Origin of the sequence: Cohnella panacarvi Gsoil 349 (assembly GCF_000515335.1) — a bacterium.
GTDB classification, from domain to species: domain Bacteria; phylum Bacillota; class Bacilli; order Paenibacillales; family Paenibacillaceae; genus Cohnella; species Cohnella panacarvi.
The window spans coordinates 2,641,808-2,660,581 of record NZ_KI911563.1 but is presented as its reverse complement, the minus strand read 5'-3'; the positions used below and the strand labels follow the sequence as shown (position 1 = coordinate 2,660,581).

16 protein-coding genes, 1 pseudogene and 1 other annotated feature are annotated in these 18,774 nt (G+C 54.5%); of the genes and pseudogenes, 13 read left to right on the top strand and 4 right to left on the bottom strand.

Going from position 1 to position 18,774, the window contains the following annotated elements; all coding sequences use genetic code 11:
- Positions 1-16: 16 nt before the first annotated feature.
- The 6 genes and pseudogenes from COHPA_RS0112795 (at position 17) to COHPA_RS26090 (ending at position 5,084) form a co-directional block, all read left to right on the top strand.
- Positions 17-1,555 (top strand): hypothetical protein, encoded by a 1,539-nt coding sequence (locus COHPA_RS0112795; protein ID WP_027086556.1) that lies wholly within the window; start codon positions 17-19, stop codon positions 1,553-1,555.
- A 193-nt stretch (positions 1,556-1,748) separates the two neighbouring features.
- The gene (locus tag COHPA_RS23450) at positions 1,749-2,321 is read left to right on the top strand and encodes a sigma-70 family RNA polymerase sigma factor (protein WP_245590343.1); all 573 of its coding nucleotides are present in this window, start codon (positions 1,749-1,751) and stop codon (positions 2,319-2,321) included.
- The gene (locus COHPA_RS0112785) at positions 2,318-2,977 is read left to right on the top strand and encodes a DUF4367 domain-containing protein (RefSeq protein ID WP_027086554.1); all 660 of its coding nucleotides are present in this window, start codon (positions 2,318-2,320) and stop codon (positions 2,975-2,977) included. Before COHPA_RS23450 ends, COHPA_RS0112785 begins: the two co-directional genes overlap by 4 nt.
- Positions 2,967-4,502 (top strand): ABC transporter substrate-binding protein, encoded by a 1,536-nt coding sequence (locus COHPA_RS0112780; protein ID WP_027086553.1) that lies wholly within the window; start codon positions 2,967-2,969, stop codon positions 4,500-4,502. The genes COHPA_RS0112785 and COHPA_RS0112780 overlap by 11 nt, the downstream gene beginning before the upstream one ends.
- Positions 4,503-4,586: 84 nt before the next feature.
- Positions 4,587-4,928: pseudogene (locus tag COHPA_RS26480) on the top strand (WG repeat-containing protein); the annotation flags it as partial.
- A 15-nt stretch (positions 4,929-4,943) separates the two neighbouring features.
- Positions 4,944-5,084 (top strand): WG repeat-containing protein, encoded by a 141-nt coding sequence (locus COHPA_RS26090; protein ID WP_245590298.1) that lies wholly within the window; start codon positions 4,944-4,946, stop codon positions 5,082-5,084.
- A 258-nt stretch (positions 5,085-5,342) separates the two neighbouring features.
- Here the strand turns inward: COHPA_RS26090 and COHPA_RS0112770 are convergent, their stop codons facing one another.
- Complete coding sequence (locus tag COHPA_RS0112770) at positions 5,343-7,307, bottom strand: methyl-accepting chemotaxis protein (protein WP_027086551.1); 1,965 nt, start codon at positions 7,305-7,307, stop codon at positions 5,343-5,345.
- A gap of 381 nt (positions 7,308-7,688) precedes the next feature.
- Between COHPA_RS0112770 and COHPA_RS0112760 the strand changes: the two genes are divergently transcribed.
- From COHPA_RS0112760 to asd, 5 genes are all read left to right on the top strand, one after another.
- A complete protein-coding gene (locus COHPA_RS0112760) occupies positions 7,689-8,648 on the top strand; it encodes a sigma-70 family RNA polymerase sigma factor (protein ID WP_281173011.1) in 960 nt (319 codons plus the stop codon).
- 71 nt (positions 8,649-8,719) lie between these two features.
- Positions 8,720-9,148, top strand: coding sequence for an SRPBCC family protein (locus COHPA_RS0112755; RefSeq protein WP_027086549.1), 429 nt, complete (start codon positions 8,720-8,722; stop codon positions 9,146-9,148).
- Positions 9,149-9,266: 118 nt separating this feature from the next.
- Complete coding sequence (locus COHPA_RS0112750) at positions 9,267-9,857, top strand: DoxX family membrane protein (RefSeq protein WP_051421845.1); 591 nt, start codon at positions 9,267-9,269, stop codon at positions 9,855-9,857.
- Between the two features lie 209 nt (positions 9,858-10,066).
- Positions 10,067-11,542, top strand: a complete 1,476-nt coding sequence (locus COHPA_RS0112745; RefSeq protein WP_035119476.1) for a DHA2 family efflux MFS transporter permease subunit — start codon at positions 10,067-10,069, stop codon at positions 11,540-11,542.
- Positions 11,543-11,824: 282 nt separating this feature from the next.
- Positions 11,825-12,088: a binding site (T-box leader), on the top strand.
- Positions 12,089-12,164: 76 nt separating this feature from the next.
- Positions 12,165-13,253, top strand: coding sequence for an aspartate-semialdehyde dehydrogenase (asd, locus tag COHPA_RS0112740; protein ID WP_027086546.1), 1,089 nt, complete (start codon positions 12,165-12,167; stop codon positions 13,251-13,253).
- Positions 13,254-13,319: 66 nt separating this feature from the next.
- Here the strand turns inward: asd and COHPA_RS0112735 are convergent, their stop codons facing one another.
- The 3 genes from COHPA_RS0112735 to COHPA_RS0112720 all read right to left on the bottom strand — a co-directional run bounded on the left by COHPA_RS0112735 (position 13,320) and on the right by COHPA_RS0112720 (position 16,675).
- Positions 13,320-13,811, bottom strand: coding sequence for a hypothetical protein (locus COHPA_RS0112735; protein WP_156926656.1), 492 nt, complete (start codon positions 13,809-13,811; stop codon positions 13,320-13,322).
- A 181-nt stretch (positions 13,812-13,992) separates the two neighbouring features.
- Positions 13,993-14,508: a hypothetical protein gene (locus COHPA_RS0112725; protein ID WP_027086544.1), complete on the bottom strand. Its 516-nt coding sequence runs from the start codon at positions 14,506-14,508 to the stop codon at positions 13,993-13,995.
- Between the two features lie 19 nt (positions 14,509-14,527).
- Complete coding sequence (locus COHPA_RS0112720) at positions 14,528-16,675, bottom strand: ABC transporter transmembrane domain-containing protein (RefSeq protein WP_027086543.1); 2,148 nt, start codon at positions 16,673-16,675, stop codon at positions 14,528-14,530.
- Positions 16,676-16,848: 173 nt separating this feature from the next.
- Here COHPA_RS0112720 and COHPA_RS0112715 point away from each other — a divergent pair, with 173 nt between their 5' ends.
- Complete coding sequence (locus COHPA_RS0112715; RefSeq protein WP_027086542.1) at positions 16,849-17,832, top strand: ABC transporter permease; 984 nt, start codon at positions 16,849-16,851, stop codon at positions 17,830-17,832.
- A gap of 20 nt (positions 17,833-17,852) precedes the next feature.
- Positions 17,853-18,734 (top strand): carbohydrate ABC transporter permease, encoded by an 882-nt coding sequence (locus tag COHPA_RS0112710; RefSeq protein WP_027086541.1) that lies wholly within the window; start codon positions 17,853-17,855, stop codon positions 18,732-18,734.
- The last annotated feature ends 40 nt before the right edge of the window (positions 18,735-18,774 follow it).

The window sequence follows — 18,774 nt, the reverse complement described above, 5'->3', positions numbered from 1 at the left end:
TGGAGGTTGTTTATCGATGACAACGACTTATCCGGAACTGAACGATCTGGTGAGAATAATGGAAGGGAGGCCTTCCACAAACGGCTGGGACGTCGTCTGCTCGTACACCGTCAAGCAACTGAACGATTTTCTGGAATCACAGTATCAGGCGGGCAAGCTTGCCAAGGATGTCGTGTTGTCGACGGTGCGGGTAGATCCGATTTGGAGTGATAATTTTGAAATCCAATACGACATCCGTTTTGCTTCGCCCGTTCTCAGCTTCATCACCGGACGTTCCGGCTTTGCCATGCTGACGATGCCGATCAACGAAGGCAGCATCGTGACCATAATAACGAAGGACAAAAAAAGAGAGATTCAAATCCCGGGAGGAAAGTACAGCGTGCAAGCCATCGTTCCACTCGCGGCGATCAAGGGGGACACCGGCGAGGTCATCGAGTATGACAATGTCGTGACGTTCAGCGACGGCAACCCGCATGACAATCATATTATTGTGCATTTCAAATCGGAGAAGGGAACGTTGTATCAAATTGTTCCGGCACCGGACCCGCAGGACCAAGATATATTGGTTACTTATTTCCTGCCAGTATTGAAGGAGTACTTTCAGACGAACATTCGGGCGATCGATTATGCGCTATCCTCGATCAACAACAAGCGGCCGCAATCCGGCGAAACCATTCTGACGCCGAAGTCGTTCGTGTTCGCTTCGACGGGAGACGGTGACGATGGGGTATTAAGCTTGTACATTCAGACGAATGAAAGCGGCAACCCGCCGGGCAATCCGTCTCCTTCGTTCCAACCAGGCGACGTCGCTTCATGTCCGGTTCCGAACGGCTATACGGCCAGCATCATTCTGTCCAACCGCTTAATGACGCAATCGTTCCTTAAGCGTCAATTGGAGGCGAGCGGGTTCTCCGTCGAGCTATCCAACCCGGTTAGCGGAGGCGGCGTGTCCGCTATATTGCGGAAGAACCAAAATATATTTGCCATTGGAGAAAGCGAACAAAGCTTCTTTGAGAATCACAGCTATGATGGACTGCAGATCAGCATGCAGGACAATCCCGTCCATATGACACTGCAGAATGGCGGAATCACGCTTGCTTTTGGGGGATCTACGCGTTCGATGTGGAGCCAGAACAGAGTGTTCCAAAGAAGCGGGACTTGGGGCGGCGTATATATTTCGCTCGGGCTCCATAAAGGCCCTATACCGTTAACATTAAGCGAGAATGACGTAATCGAGTCGCGCGTTTCCGTCGGTGCGTCCGATTTTAATGTTGGGCTAAACGCGTATGGTTGCGATGTATGGGAAAGCATGAACGGATGCTCGAAATCCTATCCTTCGTTTTATGATGGTTTGAGTAAGAAACTTCAGATCCCTTCAATCGATCTTAACTTGCCGGGCTTGGACTTCTTCAATACGACGAACTTGCTGGCGCCTGGTCAGAACGTCATTAATCTGGATACTTCCAAAGGCGTGCTGACGCCGCACGATTTTCTGGTCGTCGGCAACGTCGCCAATCTGAGCCAGTTGCGAAAGCAACGTAATGGAGCGGTGTGACAAGCTGATATGCTCCCCTTTAATTAGACAGGTGAAATCATTAAACCTGCTGATTAAAGGGGAGTTTTCTATTGGGAACAAAAAATGAAAATAGCGGAATTGAAAAGTCGAACCGACGTTGATCGAGTGAAAAACGGGAGCGAAAAGGCGCGCTGATTCGTTAATAGTACAGGAAGGCGGTGAGAACGTGGAGATGCCCGAAGCGGAGGCGGTCTGGCGTCCGAACGAAGCTGCGGAGTTCGGGGCGGACGAGTTGGCGGATTGTATGGCGGAACACGGCGATGCCGTGCTTCGTACGGCATACGTCTATTTGCGAGACCGGCAAAAGGCGGAGGATGCTTATCAGGAGGTGTTCATACGCGTCTACCGTAACGGGGGCAGGCTGAGACGGATGGAGAAACTGCGGCCCTGGATTCTGAAGGTGACGATAAATGTGTGCCGGGATCTGAAGCGTTCGGCTTGGTGGCGAAAGGTGCTGTTCCGGCATGATCGGGCGGAGGATACGGCCGTCTCGGAAGCGGAAGCCGTGGCTAGCGCGGAGCATCAGGCGATCGCGTCGGAGCAAAGCCGGGAGGTGTTGGAGCAGGTTATGCGACTGGAGGAACGGTACAGAATGGTCGTGCTGATGTTCTATTATCATGAATGGTCGACACAGGAGATCGCGGACGCGCTTCAGGTGAGGGAGGGCACGGTCAGGAGCAGGCTGCACCGGGGACGGGCGTTGTTGAAAGGCTACATCGAGAAGTCGGGAGGGGAATGGACATGAACGATGCCGATGACGAAATCCGCGGGCGACTACGGGAGGCGCTTGAATCGGTGGAGGCGAGTCCGGGGCTGAGGCGGTCGACGCTGGAACGTGCGGCGACGGCGAGAAAGCGGCGGTTCGGCACGGCGGGGGTGCGGCCTACGTCGCTGCGGCTGACGGTGCAGACGGCGATCGTGTTCGCGGTGGTAGCGGCGCTGGCGTTGCTTAGGACGTCCGACACTCCGCCTGCCTCGCAGCAATCCGCGTCTCCAACTCCGGAGAAGGTCTCTGCGGCAGCGATGAATCGGGCGGCCATGCCGGAATATATACCCGCCGGTTACAAGGTAGAAGAGGTCGTATCAATCGTACCCGAAACCGACGAGGCTCCGGAAATCCAAATTCATTTTACATCGGAAGCGTCGGGGTTGATGGAATTGAGGAGACGCTCAGTCCAGAAGGACGAGGCGATGCCGGACGGATATTACTCTGTGACGATTAAGGGCAACCCGGGTTGGATTCGTCGGGATGGGGAGCGGGGCATACGGCTGATCTGGAAGGACGGCGAGTACGAATATACGTTGACGGGGCAATTGAGCGAAGGGGAAGCCAAGAAAATCGCCGGCTCGATCCGTATCGACAAGGTGCCGAAGGAGGATGCGCGGGACAATGGAGAATAAAGCGGAGGGGGCGCGCCTGCGGAGACTGACGTTAGTCTGTCTGGCGGCGTTACTGACCCTGACGGCGATGGTTACGGCAGCGGGTTGCGATAATCAGCCGACGACGAACGCTTCGGGAGGCGGATCGCCGGGATTGGATATCGGGGGCAAGAATAAGTCTTCCCGAGAGGGCGCGGGGGATAGCGATTGGAAACCTTACGAGCCGAAACCGGGGGAGAAAACCACGCTTACGGTCATGTATGCCAGCGACACGTCATTCTACCAGAATTACGGAAACCTGTTTCTCGCCAGTCATCCGGAGGTCGAGTTTACGATCGTCGATCTGTCGGATACGCGCGGGGAAGGCGACATGCTCGCCAACTACGAGAAGGTGCTGGCCGAGCAGAAGCCGGACGTGCTGCTGATGAACGAGAACCAGTACGAAGCGCTTGCGGCCAAGGGGAGGCTGTTCGAGCTCGGCGTCCCGATGCGGCGAAGCAAGTTTGACGCGGAGGGAATGACGCCGGGCGTGATAGACCTGCTCAGGGAGCGGGGCGGCGGTCAGTTGTACGGGCTGTCGCCTGCGTTCGAGAGCAAGGGGCTGTATTACAATCGCGCGATATTCGACGCGTATGGGGTGCCGTATCCGCAACCTGGGATGAGCTGGGACGATCTTCTCTTGCTGGCGGCCAGATTCCCGACGAAGAACGAAGCGGGCGAGCCGTTGACCGGCCTGTATCAGCCGACTTTCACGATCAGTCCGTTCGATCTGATCGTGAAGATCGGCGGTACGAAGCGGCTGTCTCTGCTGGACGCCGAAGGCACGAAGCTGATGCTGGACGGCGAGGCATGGAAGAAGGTGTTCTCGCAAGTCGTCGAAGGATACAGGTCGGGAGCCATCTATTATCCTCATGCGCCTCTGCTGGATAACGGCGACGGGACGACGTCGATCTCGCTGGGGAGCAATCCTTTTATCGACGGTAAGGCGGCGATGGCGATCGACAATCTGCTGATGATGCGGATGATGGATTTTCTGGCCGAACGCAAGACGGGGGACGGAAAACGGCCGGCGGCGTTTCCCTGGGGCACGGCCCCGATGCCGGTCAGTCCGGAGAACCCGGGCGTGACGCCGTACTTCGAGTTGGTCGACATCTTCGGGATTAATCGCGAGTCTGCCCGAATTCCGCTGGCGTGGGAGTTCATACAATTCATCCACGGCGAGTCGTTCATGCGATTGAAGTCCAAGTCTACTTTCGAGCTGCAGTCGCGATCCGGCTTCGAGCGGGACGGCAAGGGAAGGGATTTGTCGGACTTTTACGCCCTGGGGCCGGATTCGGTGCAGAGAACGCTGCTCGTTCCGGATGGTTTCACCCGTCGGTTCCGCGATCTCTCCGCAAGAGTGATCGAGGATGTGCTGGCGGATCGGCTGACGGCGGAGGAAGGGCTGGCCGAGCTGCAGAAGAAGGGGCAGGAAGCGCTTGATGCGGGTTACGCGGCGCCGACGGTTCATCTCGAGAGGTTTGCGCTGGACGAGGAGTTGTTGTAAGAGGGGGCGGACGAAACATTCGAATCATGATGCGGCATATCGACGGGGTTTGGCATCGGCGCAGGCATCGCCCAAATTTAAGCCCTGATCCCGCTTATAGGTGAAGATATTATCGAAGAAATCGCCCATAAGACGACCCACGGACATACTCGGAGACCAAACGTCGTCAAGCCGCTATATGACAAAGCATTCGATTTCTACGGCGGCTTCGCTAAGGTAGAGAAGGACAACAATTTCGGCTTAATCGATACCAAGGGTAAGGTGATCCTGAAGCCTGAGTACAGTGAAATATGGTCGTTTGAAGACGGCATCGCGATGGTGTTCAAACACGGGAAGCGCGGATACGTAAACACAAGCGGTAAGGTTGTCGCACAAGCGCAATATGACTTTGCAAGTCCGTTCAGCGAAGGGCTAGCGGCAGTTAAAAAGAACGGAAAGCACTTGTATATCGATAAAACGGGCAAAGAAGTGATTCCGCTGCAATACGATTCCGCGTTTGACTTCTATAACGGCAGGGCAAGAGTCATTCAAGACGATAAATATGGATTTATCGTCAATCCGTTGCGCAAATCGAAAAACTGAGCGCGGCTCGATTGTCCAACCGATCTGTCCATGAGAACACGATGCTTCTAGCGTGTTCTCTTTGCGTTTGAGGGTACTGCGGGGAATAGGAGCAAAAAATCCGCTATCGCTTGACCAATAACGCGAAATGGCAGCACAGGGATAGCCCCTGTAGCTGCCATTTTCATGATTTTTTCGATTTTCCTGCAAGCGAGTTGTTCTCAGAGAGAGCTAGATGTACTTTTGGGGCAGCCCCTTATAACTCCGTCGTACGTGAAATCAAGCTACTGTGTTATTGTTGCGCTGCAGAATGAATTTGCCAAGCTCGTCCTGCAACTGTTGCGCGCTTGCGCTCAGCATTTCGGAAGAGGAATTGACTTCCTCCATGGAAGAGAGCTGCTCCTCTGTGGCTGCGGCCATCTCTCTTGTCTCGTCGGCGGTGCGCTTCGAGATGTGGACCATATCCGAATAGGCGGCCATGACTTGATCCGTGCTGGCCGATGCTTGCTCTGCCGCCGCTGATACCTCTTGGATCTGATTAGCTACAAGCTGGATAGAGCCCAGGATCGTGCCCAATGTATCGGCGGACTCGCGATTGTTGCGGATGCCTTGCTCCGTTACGTGAGACGTCTCCTGCATCGATATCACGACTTGTTCCACGACCTGCCCGACATCCCCGATCAGAACCGAGATCGACTTGGCCGACTCCGTCGTTTGAACCGCCAGCTTGCCGATCTCCTTCGCGACGACCATGAAGCCTCTTCCCTGCTCCCCTGCTCTTGCCGCTTCGATATTGGCGTTCAACGATAGCAGATGCGTCTGGGACGAGATGTCCATGATCGCATCGAGGATCGATTGAATATGGTTCGAATGCTCGCTCAGCTTCGTCACGAGCTCACTCGTTTGATGCACGGCTTCTTGAATATGAACCATCTGGTCATTCGATACTTGTAGCTTCTTCTCGCCCAGCTGTGCTCCTCTGGACGCTTCCGAAGCCGCTTCCGACACTTCCGAGGCCGCATCGGCAATCTTCATGATCACTGTCGCCATCTCATTCATGGCGATCGAGTTCTCCTCGAACGAACGCAGTTGCGAGTCCGCGCCTTCGGATATGCTGCCGACGGAAGTTGCGATCTGTTCCATCACTTTCGTCGACTCTCCGGAGACCGCCGATAGTTGCTGCGAGGACGCGGCTACCTGTTCGGATATTTCCTGATTGCGTCGGAGAAGCGCATTCAGCGAATTAGCCATCTCGTTGAACGAATCGCCGACATGACGAAGTTCGTCCTTGGTTTGAAGCTCCAAACGTTCGGATAGATCGCCTGCCGCGAAGCGGGCAGCCCCGGTCTGCAAAGCATGGATCGTCGTTCGGACGTTGTGGTAGAACGCAAGGTAGAAGGCGACGATCAGAAGAACGGCTAATCCGATAATGATCGTGATAAGATTGCGTTCAGACGTGGCCGACTCGTCCCGCTCTTCGAGGAGACGGGATAATTGTTCGGCCGTACGGTTAAAGACGGACGTCAATTTCTCGATCGCATTCGTTCCCTCCGCGAAGTACTGCGCGGGATCGGCAGTGATTGATGACGGAAGGAGAAGGGCATCGTCTATCGAATTCGAGTATTGGGCAATGGAATCCACGGCGTTACGTCCGATTTCGTCCATTGACCCGGCGAGCGCGGGATCGGCTTCCGAGGCTTTGCTTAGCGCTTTCTTCAGTCCGGCTAAGGCTACTTGTATTTGTTCTTTCTCGACGGTCAACTTGGTAATCTCATTCGCCGTAATCACTTTTTTGGACAGAATTCCGTTGCCTTGCCCGCGCGTCTTGGCGCTCAACTCGATGAGCAAAGGAGTATGGTTGACCATGACTTCCATCAAGTAGTACGATTCGACCTCGGAGTCCAGAGACAGACCGGACTGATCGGCCGCTATCGTAATGAGATCGAGAACGCTTTGGATAAGTTCGGAATGCCGATCGAAGCTTTCTTGGGCAGTCAACTCCGCAGCCGATGCTTGAAGCCCGGTCCACTCGCTCTGGATTTCGGACCATGTTTCGCGAGTATTAAGGACGTCGGAGGCGTTGGCGTTGGCCTGGCCTATGCGTGCGATATCCGCGGCGATCAGTTGAGCCGTTTCCTTCATGCCGGACTCGGAAGCCGTATTGCCGTTCAAATAGCCGTTCGCATGACCGCGGTGCTGTTGAATATGAAGCATGAACGGCACGAGGGATTGGACATAGGTCACACCGACATTCTCATCCTCTATACGGGCGATATCGTCCTACAAGTTAGAGAGCCATATGCTTATTATTGCGGCTAGAGGGATGAGGAAGAGAATAGAGAGCAGCAAAAACTTTTGCGCGTACTTAAGACGGGAAATAATGGCGGTGAATGGTTTGAGTAGAAGTGTAATCATGATGTCGTGTCCCCTTTATGCAGATCGATATTTAGTAATGGACGGTGCGACTCAGAGCCTTGTGATTCATTGTATCTCTAACTTTATAAGAAAATAAAGGAATCTTTGAAAAGTTCGAAAAACAGTCAATCTCTAATTCTGATTGAGACATCCGCACGTATCGAATATGATGGGAGGAGGAGAATCAAGGATATCGTAAAACAGGAGGCCATGATGAACGCGACCGCTTTTGATAGTGAGTTATTCGAAAGCTACAAGCCGGGGTTGACGTCGTTCTGTTATAGAATGCTAGGCTCTTTCGACGACGCGGACGATGCGGTGCAGGAAACCTACATACGGGCGTGGCAAAGCTGGAGCTCGTTCAGAGAGGACTCCTCCTTCAAGACCTGGGTCTACCGCATCGCGTCGAACTTATGTATCGACAAGCTGAGACAAGCCAAGCGCCGGACGCTTCCCGTCGATCTTAACGATCCGGCGGCCGCTATTATTGCGCCAACCGAGACGCTGCCAGACTCGGCTTGGGTGTGGCCCGCGCCCGACTTCGGACACAATCCGGAGGATGTGCTCGTCCGCAAGGACACGCTGCAACTCTGCTTCATCGCGCTTCTGCAGACGTTGCCTCCGCGCCAGCGCGCGGTGCTTATTCTGAAGGACGTATTCGAGTGGACGTCCAAACAAATCGCGGAGTCGTTAGGCATGTCGCCGGCGGCGGCGAACAGCGCGTTGCAGAGGGCGAGGGAGACGTTGGAACGAACGCAGCTTCGGTCCGACGAGTTCAGCAAGATGGAAACGAAGCCGGACCCCGATCTGCTATCCCGGTACGTGGAAGCGTTCGAACGATTCGATATTAACGCGCTTGTCGCGTTGTTCCACGAGGAAGGCTGCATGTCTATGCCTCCGTTCCCGATGTGGATCCGCGGACAGGAGGATTTGGCGAAGTTCTACGAGATTACGCGTTGGCATTGCGTGGGGTCGAAGTTCTTGCCGGTTACCGTGAACGGCGGGTATCCTGCGCTCGCGCAGTATATGCCGAGCAAAGAATCGTCCGTCTTGGTCCCGTGGGGCATTCACGTCATCGAGGTTAAAGATAACCGAGTGTTCCACGTACAAAATTTCATCAATGCCAAATTATTCGCCCGATTGGGGCTTCCGGAGCAAATTCACCGATGAATATCGAAATCGGGTTACGTCAATATAAGTGAGAAGCGACAAATAATAAAATTTGAGAGGTGTCCATCGCAATGGAAACGACGAACCCGACGAAAGTAACCGTGCAAGCAGTCATTCAAGCCCCGGTAGATAAGGTATGGAGATTATGGTCCGAGCCGGAACATATCACGAAGTGGAACCAGGCATCGGAAGACTGGCATGCGCCGAGATCGGAGAACGACCTTAGGGTAGGCGGCAAGTTCACGACTAGAATGGAAGCGAAAGACGGCAGCATGGGCTTCGATTTCGGCGGCATCTATGATGAAGTAAGACTGCACGAGACGATCGCCTACACCATGGGCGACGGAAGGAAAGTGCATATTACGTTCGTCGATCAGGGCAACGCAACGACGGTCATTGAAACGTTCGATGCCGAGAAAACCCATCCCGTCGAGTTCCAGCAAGCGGGCTGGCAAGCGATCATGAACAACTTCAAACAATATGCCGAACAAGCGGAGTAACAGGCGGGCGCCCGATCGGGCGCCTTATTTTATTGGCCGAGCGGAATAAAGGCGGGTTTACAAAAGGATGAAATTGCCTTACCCTATTGTTGAGATTCGACAATATCGCTCCGAGGTGATGGGATTGACGATCAAAGAGGAATTGCGCGGCAAAAATATTATCGTCCCTGAAAACCCGGTATCGAACTTCCTGTTCAACAACACGAGATCCGGGCTGCTGTGGTTAGTGATTCGTCTGTATCTGGGTTATGCTTGGCTCGATGCGGGCTGGCACAAGGTTACGAGCGACAAGTGGGTCGGAAGCGAGGCGGGTGCCGGGCTTACCGGATTCATCAAAGGAGCGATCGGCAAGGCGGCCGACGGCAAGGACGTAACCGGCTGGTATGCCTCTTTCTTGGAAGACGTCGTGCTTCCTCGCGCCGAAGTATTCTCTTATGTAGTTGCTTTCGGAGAATTGCTTGTGGGTCTAGGTTTGATTCTCGGTTTGCTTACGGGTATCGCGGCCTTCTTCGGCGCATTCATGAACGCCTGTTTCCTGTTCGCCGGCACGCTAAGCACGAATCCGCTGCTGTTCATTCTGGCAACATGGATCGTGTTAGGTTGGAAGGTTGCCGGTTGGTACGGCTTGGATCGATGGGCGCTGCCGTTCCTGGGTACGCCATGGAGCTCGCTTAAGCGCCGCGCGAACGATCAGTCGGTATCGTCTTAACGGAAGTCTCGAATGCATCGCTATGCGTCATGCGCGCCTAGCGATGCATTTTTATTGTCTCTACCGATGAATCTTGCGTTCGGATTTCGTCAGAATAGATGAATACAATCATAGACGGAGGGGAGAAATCATTCTCTAGAACGATTGTAATTCTACAATAATAGTAGTACCTTTTATTGGTAGAAAATTTCATTGAAATGAGGAGAACAATGTCTAGTCCAACGAATGTGGGTGCAGCCGCGGAAAGCGCGCCGTTCTCGATGAAAGCGATTATGGGTCCGATGATGGCAATCGTCGTCGGGATGATTATGGTCATACTCGATAGCACCGTAATGAACATTGCCTTACCAACGTTAATGTCCGATTTCGATACCACCGTCAACACGATGCAATGGTCAATCACGGCGTACACGCTGGCGCTGTCCGCGGTCATTCCGCTGGCCGGCTGGCTGACCGATCGGTTCGGCGCCAAACAAATTTTTCTGATTACGATTTTCCTGTTCACGGCAGGCTCGCTTCTGTGTTCGTTCGCGACGACGCCTGATCAACTCATTATCTATCGGATTATCCAAGGCATCGGCGGCGGTATGGTGCAGCCGATCGGGATGGCGATTATATTCAAGCTTGCTCCCCCTAACAAACAAGGCGCGGTCATGGGGATGCTCGGCATACCGATGATGCTAGGACCTGCGCTCGGTCCGGTATTGGGCGGATACTTGCTGGAATACGCGACATGGCACTGGATCTTCCTGATCAATCTGCCGATCGGCATTATCGCGATCATGGTCGGCCTCAGATTCCTGCCGAAGGTGGAACGCAAGACCGTTCCGGCACTCGACTTCTGGGGAATGCTGCTTGCGCCGATCGCGTTCGCTACGCTATCTTACGCGGTCAGTGAAGGCGGCAAGGATTGGGGTTCCGCGAATACGATCGTCAGCCTGATCGTAGGCGGCGTCGCTTTGGTGTTATTCATTGTCGTCGAGCTTCTCCATAAGCAGCCGTTGTTGGAGCTTCGCGTGTTCGGGTCCTCCGACTTCACGATCGGCATCTTCGCGTCTTGGTTAATGACCATGGCCTTGTTCGGATCGTTCTTGTTCGTGCCGATGTACATGCAGCAAGTCTTCCATTACGAGCCTCTCAAAACCGGGTTTATGATCCTGCCGCAAGTGGCGATGACGGGACTGTTCATGCCGATCGGCGGCAAGCTGTTCGACAAGTTCGGCGCTCGCGTCGTTTCCGTCGTCGGGATCGCCTTCATCGCGGCAGGCTTGTTCTATATGTCGCAAATTCAGGCGGATTCGGGAGCGGGATACGTCATTACGGCGACGATGATGATGGGCATAGGCATGGGGCTGTCCATGATGCCGGTGAATACGCACATCTTGAAAGTCGCGCCGCGCAAGCTCGTCGGCCGGGTAACGCCGCTCGTATCGGCAGCCCAGCAAGTCATCGTGTCGTTCGCTATCGCGGGATTGGCAAGCTACATGGGTAATCGCGTCGAGGAACATATGACCACTAACAAGGGAGATATGGCCGCCTCGCTCGTCTCGGCTTTCGGCGATACGTTCTTGGTCGCCGCATGCATCGCGGTTGCCGGCGCCTTGCTCGCCCTCCTGCTTCGGAAGCCGAAGACCGAGGAAGTAGACGGCGAGGATGCGGTTAATGCTCCGGTCATGATGCATTAAGGTATAATGGGGAAATTTCATGCATGGAGTACAGTTCGTTATCGCGATATCGTCATATTTCTACCGAATAACTGCACGAATACATCTCATTACCGCAATAACGATCGAAACGCTCGTTTTCAACCTACATAACTGCACTTCGTACCGATTAATGGTCAAGGGGTATCCAATTGATTGGAATACCTGCCATTCATGCAGTTAGTGTCGAGCGATGATCCGGCTTCGGCTTTGTATATTTGCCCATTTACGACTAGGCAGTACATTTGCTACAATGATTCTCAATAAGTTGCGATGAAGAGACGAGTAGATAAACGGTTTCTTTCACAGAGAGCTCCGGTTTGCTGCGAAGGAGCAAAGAGACGTTATCGAATAAAGACTCTGAGCAGCGCTTCGGAACCCGTCTTTCATACGGGAGATGTTGCGCCAGGAGCTCCTGTTACAGAGCATGAGTATGCGCCGGTTCGAATGCGCGACTCGATGAGGCGGAGATGGCGACAGATCCGCGAACCTAGGGTGGTACCACGGGAAACCAATCTCGTCCCTAAGGCTGGAGACAGTCTTAGGAACGGGATTTTTTTATGGCCTCAGAATCAGAAATCACATGATAGGGGAGAACGTAGTTATGACGCAAGTATTGAAAGTCGGTATCGTCGGCGGGACGGGAATGGTAGGGCAGCGCTTCATGCAGTTGCTCGATGGGCACCCTTGGTTTAAAGTAACGGCGATTGCGGCGAGCGCAGGCTCCGCGGGCAAGAAGTACGAGCAAGCCGTGCAAGGCCGGTGGAAGCTCGAGACTCCGATTCCGGAGGACGTTAAATCGATCGTCGTGCAGGATGCATCCAAGGTGGAAGAAGTCGCCGCCGGCGTCGATTTTATTTTCTGCGCGGTCGACATGAAGAAGGACGAGATTAAGGCTCTCGAAGAAGCCTACGCCAAGACGGGTACGCCGGTCGTCTCCAACAACTCGGCTCACCGCTGGACGCCGGACGTGCCGATGGTCATTCCGGAAATCAATGCGGGCCATCTTGAAGTCATTGCTGCCCAGCGCAAGCGCCTCGGTACCGAGACGGGCTTCATTGCCGTCAAGCCGAACTGCTCGATCCAAAGCTACGTGCCGATGCTTCACGCGCTTCAAGCGTTCAAGCCGAAGACGGTCGTCGCATCGACCTACCAAGCGATCTCCGGCGCCGGCAAGAACTTCGCCGACTGGCCGGAAATGCTCGATAACGTCATCCCGTACATCGGCGGCGAGGAAGAGAAGAGCGAGCAAGAACCGCTTCGCATCTGGGGCACTGTGGAGAATGGCGCCATCGTCAAAGCCGAAGGCCCGCACATTACGACGCAATGTATCCGCGTGCCGGTAACGGATGGCCACTTGGCGACCGTATTCGTCTCTTTCGAGAAGAAGCCTGCGAAGGAAGAAATTCTCGAGCTATGGAGAAGCTTCAAAGGGCGTCCGCAGGAGCTGGGGCTTCCGAGCGCGCCGAAGCAGTTCATTACCTATTTCGAGGAAGACAACCGTCCGCAGACGAAGCTCGACCGCGATCTCGAAGGCGGCATGGGCGTATCGGCGGGCAGACTGCGCGAAGATTCCCTGTACGACTACAAGTTCGTCGGACTGTCGCACAACACGCTTCGCGGCGCGGCAGGAGGCGCCGTGCTGATCGCGGAGCTGTTGACGGCGGAAGGATATATTAAGGCGAAGGCATAACCCGAAGACGATAAAAAGCGATTCCCATCCGCGACTGATGTCGTTGGCGGGAATCGCTTTTATGTATTAATGAGTAACTTTGCGGAACCGGCGGCACAGGGCCACTAGCGACTGTAGAGACACCTTGTAATGCGCCATTCCTTCCGCGATCTCCATGGAGGAATCCGGCAACGCCGGAAGCCTGGATAACCGCTCTCTGAGCGCGTCGTTATCCGCCGCGACCCAGAATTGCAATTGCTCAACGGTCGGCTCGCCGAACTTGATCAACCCGATCAAAGCCCGCAAGCCGCTCAAGAACAAGGTCGTTCGCCGATATTCCGGCAGCAGGTAAGCGATCTCGATCTGGCAAATATGACGGTCCTCGTAGCGGCCTGCGCCTGTCCCATATACGATGCCGACGGCCCCGGCAAGCTCGTTGCGCTCCTCGTCGAAGATCAACATAGCATCTCCATTGAAGAGGGGGCTGGCCAAGAAGCTTAGCTTCATCGCGAAAGAATAAGGCAGGTTCAGGTCGTCGTGATGCTGAAGCAGGAACCGCATATAAGCCTCGTGGTCCATCTCGAACCTGCATGGACGAAACAGGAAGGGCATTCGTTAGGCTTTAACTGGAGCGCGCAAAGATTCGTTCACGATAACGATTCTGCCGAAGCCGCTGCCTTTAACAACGTCTTTAACATCAGGTTTTGCTGGGTACATGCGACGTTCCTCCTTTATTCATGAAGTGGTAACAATATACTGATTATAATGGAATATATTTGGAAAGTGTACCCCTAATTTGCAAGATTCGACCCGTGAAGATCGTTTCTTGTCCGACATCGCCCTCGCGAACGCCGCTAACCGTCATGAATTTGGCGTATAACCGGCACAGATAGGCATTATCCGTCAAAGCGACGACTCGCATCGTCTCGGCTTCCGGGTAGGAGGCGAGAAGATGATCGAGGAATGTCGCGAAGCCCGCCGCGAAATGCCTCGAACCGCGATATGCCTTGTCGGCGATAACCATATCGATCAGAATGACGTCCTTGTCGGCATATTCGGTCTCGGGCGTGCCGTGGAAATACGCCGTAACGCTCATCACGGGTCCGTCCGCTTTGTCTTTGGCAAGATAGAGACGGCCTTCGGTAATATAACGGTATATGATCGCCGTCATGCCCACCGTAGAGAACGAGGGATGAAGATCGCGCTTGCGATCGAGAATGAACCGGCTTGCTTCGCTGAACGCTTGATCCGTCTCGCAGATTTGGTAGTGCGCCATGGCGGATGCTCCTTCCTCGCTACATTCTTTGCTCCAATACGCGCTCCAACGTGTAGAGCAACGCAGGATACTTGTCCGTGAGCTGCCCGAACGCTTCCCGACGCATCGACAGCAGCGTCGCGGAACCGAGCGATGTTACCGTCGCGGTTCTCGGGATGTTCCTCAGCAGCGCGATCTCCCCGAAATGATCGCCGTCCTGAAGGACGGCAAGGCGTTGCGGTTGTCCGTCGGAACCGCTCCTGCTCACCTCGAATTTGCCGCGAACGATGATATAGAACTTGTTGCCCTCTTCGCCTTCCCGAATGACGATATCGTCGGCTTTGCAGGTCTCCGTCGCGAACCGGGCGGCGATATCCTGAAGCACGGCGGGCTCCATGCCCGCGAAGAAAGGCAGCTTGGCCAACCATTCCTCGTCGACGGAAGCGTGCATGCCGTCTTGAGAGAGACGGAAGCCGTTCTGCTTGTCCCATAGGGTGCGATACAGTCCTTCGTGAGCAAGCAGCTCCTCATGGGTGCCGGACTCGACGACGCGTCCATCTCGGAACACGTGAATAACATCCGCGTCGACGACGGAGGCCAGGCGGTGCGTGACGGATACGATCGTCTTGTCGGAACGGAGCTCTCCGATCAGGCGATTAATGGCCGATTCCGTCGCCGGATCGAGCGCCGCGGTGATCTCGTCAAGCAAGAGCACCTTCGGGTTTCGCAGAATGGCTCTAGCGATCGACAGCCGTTGTTTCTCCCCGCCGGATAAGGAGCTGCCTCCGTTATGAATCCATGTATCGTAGCCGTCGGGCCAGTTGGAGACGGCATCGTGAATGTGGGCCTGCCGCGCCGCGCGGATCATGTCGTCATCGGTAAGCTCCGTATGCTCCAGCTTCAGATTGTCCCGAACCGTCGATTCGAACAGGAACGTCTCTTGACTGACCAACGTTGCTTGTCGTCTAAGGTCCGCCTCGGAAACCGCGCGCAAGTCGATTTCGTCCATGGTAACCGCGCCGACCGACGGATCGTAGAAGCGCGCCAACAACTGCAGCGCCGTGCTCTTGCCCGAACCGCTCGGTCCGACGAGCGCGACGTAAGCGCCGCGGCCGATATGAAGACTCACGTCCTGCAACTGCTTCTTATCCTCCGAGTAGCCGAAGGTGACGTGTTCCATCCGCAAGGAGGCCGCCGTCTCCGGCAGTTCGACGGGAAGTTCGGCTTCGGGGACCGATGGGCGCTGACGCAGCAATTCATCGATTCGCCCATAGCCGATATTCGCTTCGATCAAGCCGGGTATTAAATACGTCAGGTTGGTTCCCGACTGCCCGACGCTCATGAACAGCGTGAAGAACGCCATAAAGTCGCCGACCGTCATCTGATCCTGAAAAATCAAATACCCGCCGAAACCGATCATCGTGCCGTTCAAGATCAGCAGCGCGGTGAGCGGCAGCCGTTCCATGAGCGCGGTATTCATATGAAGCTTCAAGCCCGAAGAGAACAGCTCACGGATCTGCAGCCGAGCCTTCTCGCCGAATCGGGCCTGTTGATGCAGGCCCTTGATCGTTCGATGCCCCTTGACCATCTCGTCGATCGTATTGGTGAACCGCTCCTGCGCTTCCTTAAAGGCTGAGTTAGCCGCTTCCGCTCGGCTTTGCATCAGCCGGGGGCCGAGTACCATCAAGAGAGATCCTGCCAATACGGCAAGCGTAAGCTTCCATTCCAAGGTGAACAGCAGCGTTAATCCCATGGATACGCTTAACAACTCTTTTAGGAACATCGGTACCCCGAACCGGACCGTCCGTTCCATCGAAGACATGTCGCCGGAGAATCGGGTGACCAGGTCGCCGACGCGATAGCGTTGATAGAAGGGCTGCGATTGCCGCTGCAGGACGGCGAACAGCTCTTCCCGGAACTGGCGGATGATCTCCCCGCTTAGCTTCCCGATCGCATAATCCCCGAAGATGTTCGCCCCGATATTGATCAACCCGCCGCCTATCAATAGAAGCAGAATGAGGAAGAACGCGGACAGATCGCGCGGCAGGAACGCCTCGTCGACCAAATATTTAATGCTTAACGGCGCGGCGACCGCATAGGCCACCTCGATGAGAATGCCGCCGACGAAAACGCACGTCAACCAAGGATAGGCCTTCATTCGCCGCAGCATGGCGCGTATGTAATTCAAGTGGAAACTCCTCCTAATCTTCTAAGCCTACAGTAGATTAAGAGGCGTGTAAATCCTTGTCTTACCCTGCGCGGACGATGAACGATCTTTAAAAATGACAACGCTTTCTTAAGAATGTTGGCTATCGAACGCTCTCCTCCGGACATTACACTTAAAGCGAAGGAGGGGCAGACATGGAACTGGATACGCGGGCAACGGGAGCTACGGGTAGAAGGGTCGAGCAACCGCAGGTTTGGAAGCGTTTCAAAAAGCAAAAGACGCTACACCTGTTCGTCGGTCTCGGCATGATATTTTTACTGATTTTCGCTTATACGCCGATGTTCGGCATCCTTATGGCTTTCAAGAGCTATTCCATTTCAACGGGGATTAAAGGCATTTTTACGAGCGAGTGGGTAGGGCTCAAGCATTTCGACGAATTCGTGAACGACTATCAATTCGGGACGATCGTTCGCAATACGCTGATGCTGAGTTTTCTCAAGGTGATATTCGCTTTTCCGGCACCGATTCTGCTGGCCATTCTATTAAACGAAGTCAAAAATATGAAATTCAAACGTTTCGTTCAGACGATCAGCTATTTGCCGCATTTCATCTCTTGGGTTGTCGTGGGGGGCATCGCCTTCGCCTTCCTGTCGACGGATGTGGGTATGGTCAATAAGGCGCTTATGGGGCTTGGTCTGATCGACAAGCCGCTCGACATTCTGACCAACCCCGATTACTTCTGGGGATTCGCGGTCGGAAGCGCGGTGTGGAAGGAGATGGGCTGGTGGACGATCATCTTCCTGGCCGCGATCGCGGGCATCAACCCTTCGCTGTACGAAGCGGCGCAAATCGACGGAGCAGGCCGTTTGGCGCGGATTCGGCATATCACGTTTCCCGGCATGAAAGGTACGATCGTCGTCGTTCTCATCTTGACGATCGGCAGCATTCTGGGCGGCGGCTTGGTCGGCTCGAACTTCGAGCAGGCGTTCCTGTTCGGGAACAGCATTAACAATTCGACCTCGGAAATCGTGCAAACTTATGCGTTCAAGGTCGGATTGAGGGACGGAAGATTCTCCTACGCGGCGGCGATCGATCTCGTCCAGTCCGTCATCTCCGTCGTCCTGATCTTCTCCAGCAACTACATCGCCAGACGAACGTCGGGCTCAAGCTTATTCTAGGGAAAGGGGGCTCGAACGGCATGTCGCTCAACCAGAACCAAAGGGACCGCATAATGGATATTTCGATTTATGCGATTCTGTCCGTCATCATGCTGTCGATGCTGTATCCGTTCTATTACGTTCTGATGCTGTCTTTCAATAAAGGAACGGATTCGCTGCTCGGGGGCGTCTACCTATGGCCGCGAACCTTTACTCTCGAGAATTACGCTCGCTTCCTGGACGATTCCCATTGGTACCGGGCTTTCCTGGTAACGGTCGCGAGAACGCTTGTCGGCGCGGCCCTGGGGGTGTTGTTCACCTGCTTGGTAGCGTACGGATTATCGCATCGCGACCTGCTATTCCGCAAAGGCTACTTCACGATCATTATATTCGCGATGTATTTCTCCGGCGGCCTGATCCCGTACTATGTGGTGCTGCGGGCGGCCGGATTGCTGAACACGTTCGGAGTCTACGTGATCCCGTCCATGCTGAGCACGTTTTTCCTGCTGATCGCCATCTCGTTCTTCCGGGAAATTCCCGTCGAACTGAAGGAATCCGCGCATATAGACGGGGCGGGCGAGCTCGTTATTTTCTACCGGATCATCCTTCCCGTCTCGATGCCGCTGATCGCTACCATGTCCCTGTTCTTGGGGGTCGGGCAATGGAACTCCTGGCTGGACTCGGCATACTTCGTGCAATCCGAGAACTTGCGGACGCTCGCTTTCCGGATGATGGAAGTGATCAACAAGAGCAACGCGCCGATGGATGCCATCGCCGTGGCGAACAGCGCCTCCGCGGGCGTTACCAGCTACTCGCTGCAGGTCGCGGCCATGGTCGTGTCCATCGCGCCTATCGTATGCGTCTATCCGTTTCTCCAGCGCTTTTTCATCCAGGGCATTATGTTGGGTTCCGTAAAAGGTTAATAGGTTGCCTGATATTAAAGCGCTTGCTTTAATATAAATA

Excerpts from the sequence above, each read along its gene's own strand:
- COHPA_RS0112795 (WP_027086556.1), top strand. The coding sequence starts at position 17 with ATGACAACGACTTATCCGGAACTGAACGATCTGGTGAGAATAATGGAA.
- COHPA_RS0112710 (WP_027086541.1), top strand. The coding sequence starts at position 17,853 with ATGTCGCTCAACCAGAACCAAAGGGACCGCATAATGGATATTTCGATT.
- COHPA_RS0112735 (WP_156926656.1), bottom strand. The coding sequence starts at position 13,811 with ATGGACCACGAGGCTTATATGCGGTTCCTGCTTCAGCATCACGACGAC.
- COHPA_RS0112755 (WP_027086549.1), top strand. The coding sequence starts at position 8,720 with ATGGAAACGACGAACCCGACGAAAGTAACCGTGCAAGCAGTCATTCAA.
- COHPA_RS0112780 (WP_027086553.1), top strand. The coding sequence starts at position 2,967 with ATGGAGAATAAAGCGGAGGGGGCGCGCCTGCGGAGACTGACGTTAGTC.
- COHPA_RS0112760 (WP_281173011.1), top strand. The coding sequence starts at position 7,689 with ATGATGAACGCGACCGCTTTTGATAGTGAGTTATTCGAAAGCTACAAG.
- COHPA_RS0112715 (WP_027086542.1), top strand. The coding sequence starts at position 16,849 with ATGGAACTGGATACGCGGGCAACGGGAGCTACGGGTAGAAGGGTCGAG.
- COHPA_RS0112750 (WP_051421845.1), top strand. The coding sequence starts at position 9,267 with ATGGGATTGACGATCAAAGAGGAATTGCGCGGCAAAAATATTATCGTC.
- COHPA_RS0112785 (WP_027086554.1), top strand. The coding sequence starts at position 2,318 with ATGAACGATGCCGATGACGAAATCCGCGGGCGACTACGGGAGGCGCTT.
- asd (WP_027086546.1), top strand. The coding sequence starts at position 12,165 with ATGACGCAAGTATTGAAAGTCGGTATCGTCGGCGGGACGGGAATGGTA.
- COHPA_RS0112725 (WP_027086544.1), bottom strand. The coding sequence starts at position 14,508 with ATGGCGCACTACCAAATCTGCGAGACGGATCAAGCGTTCAGCGAAGCA.
- COHPA_RS0112745 (WP_035119476.1), top strand. The coding sequence starts at position 10,067 with ATGTCTAGTCCAACGAATGTGGGTGCAGCCGCGGAAAGCGCGCCGTTC.
- COHPA_RS23450 (WP_245590343.1), top strand. The coding sequence starts at position 1,749 with ATGCCCGAAGCGGAGGCGGTCTGGCGTCCGAACGAAGCTGCGGAGTTC.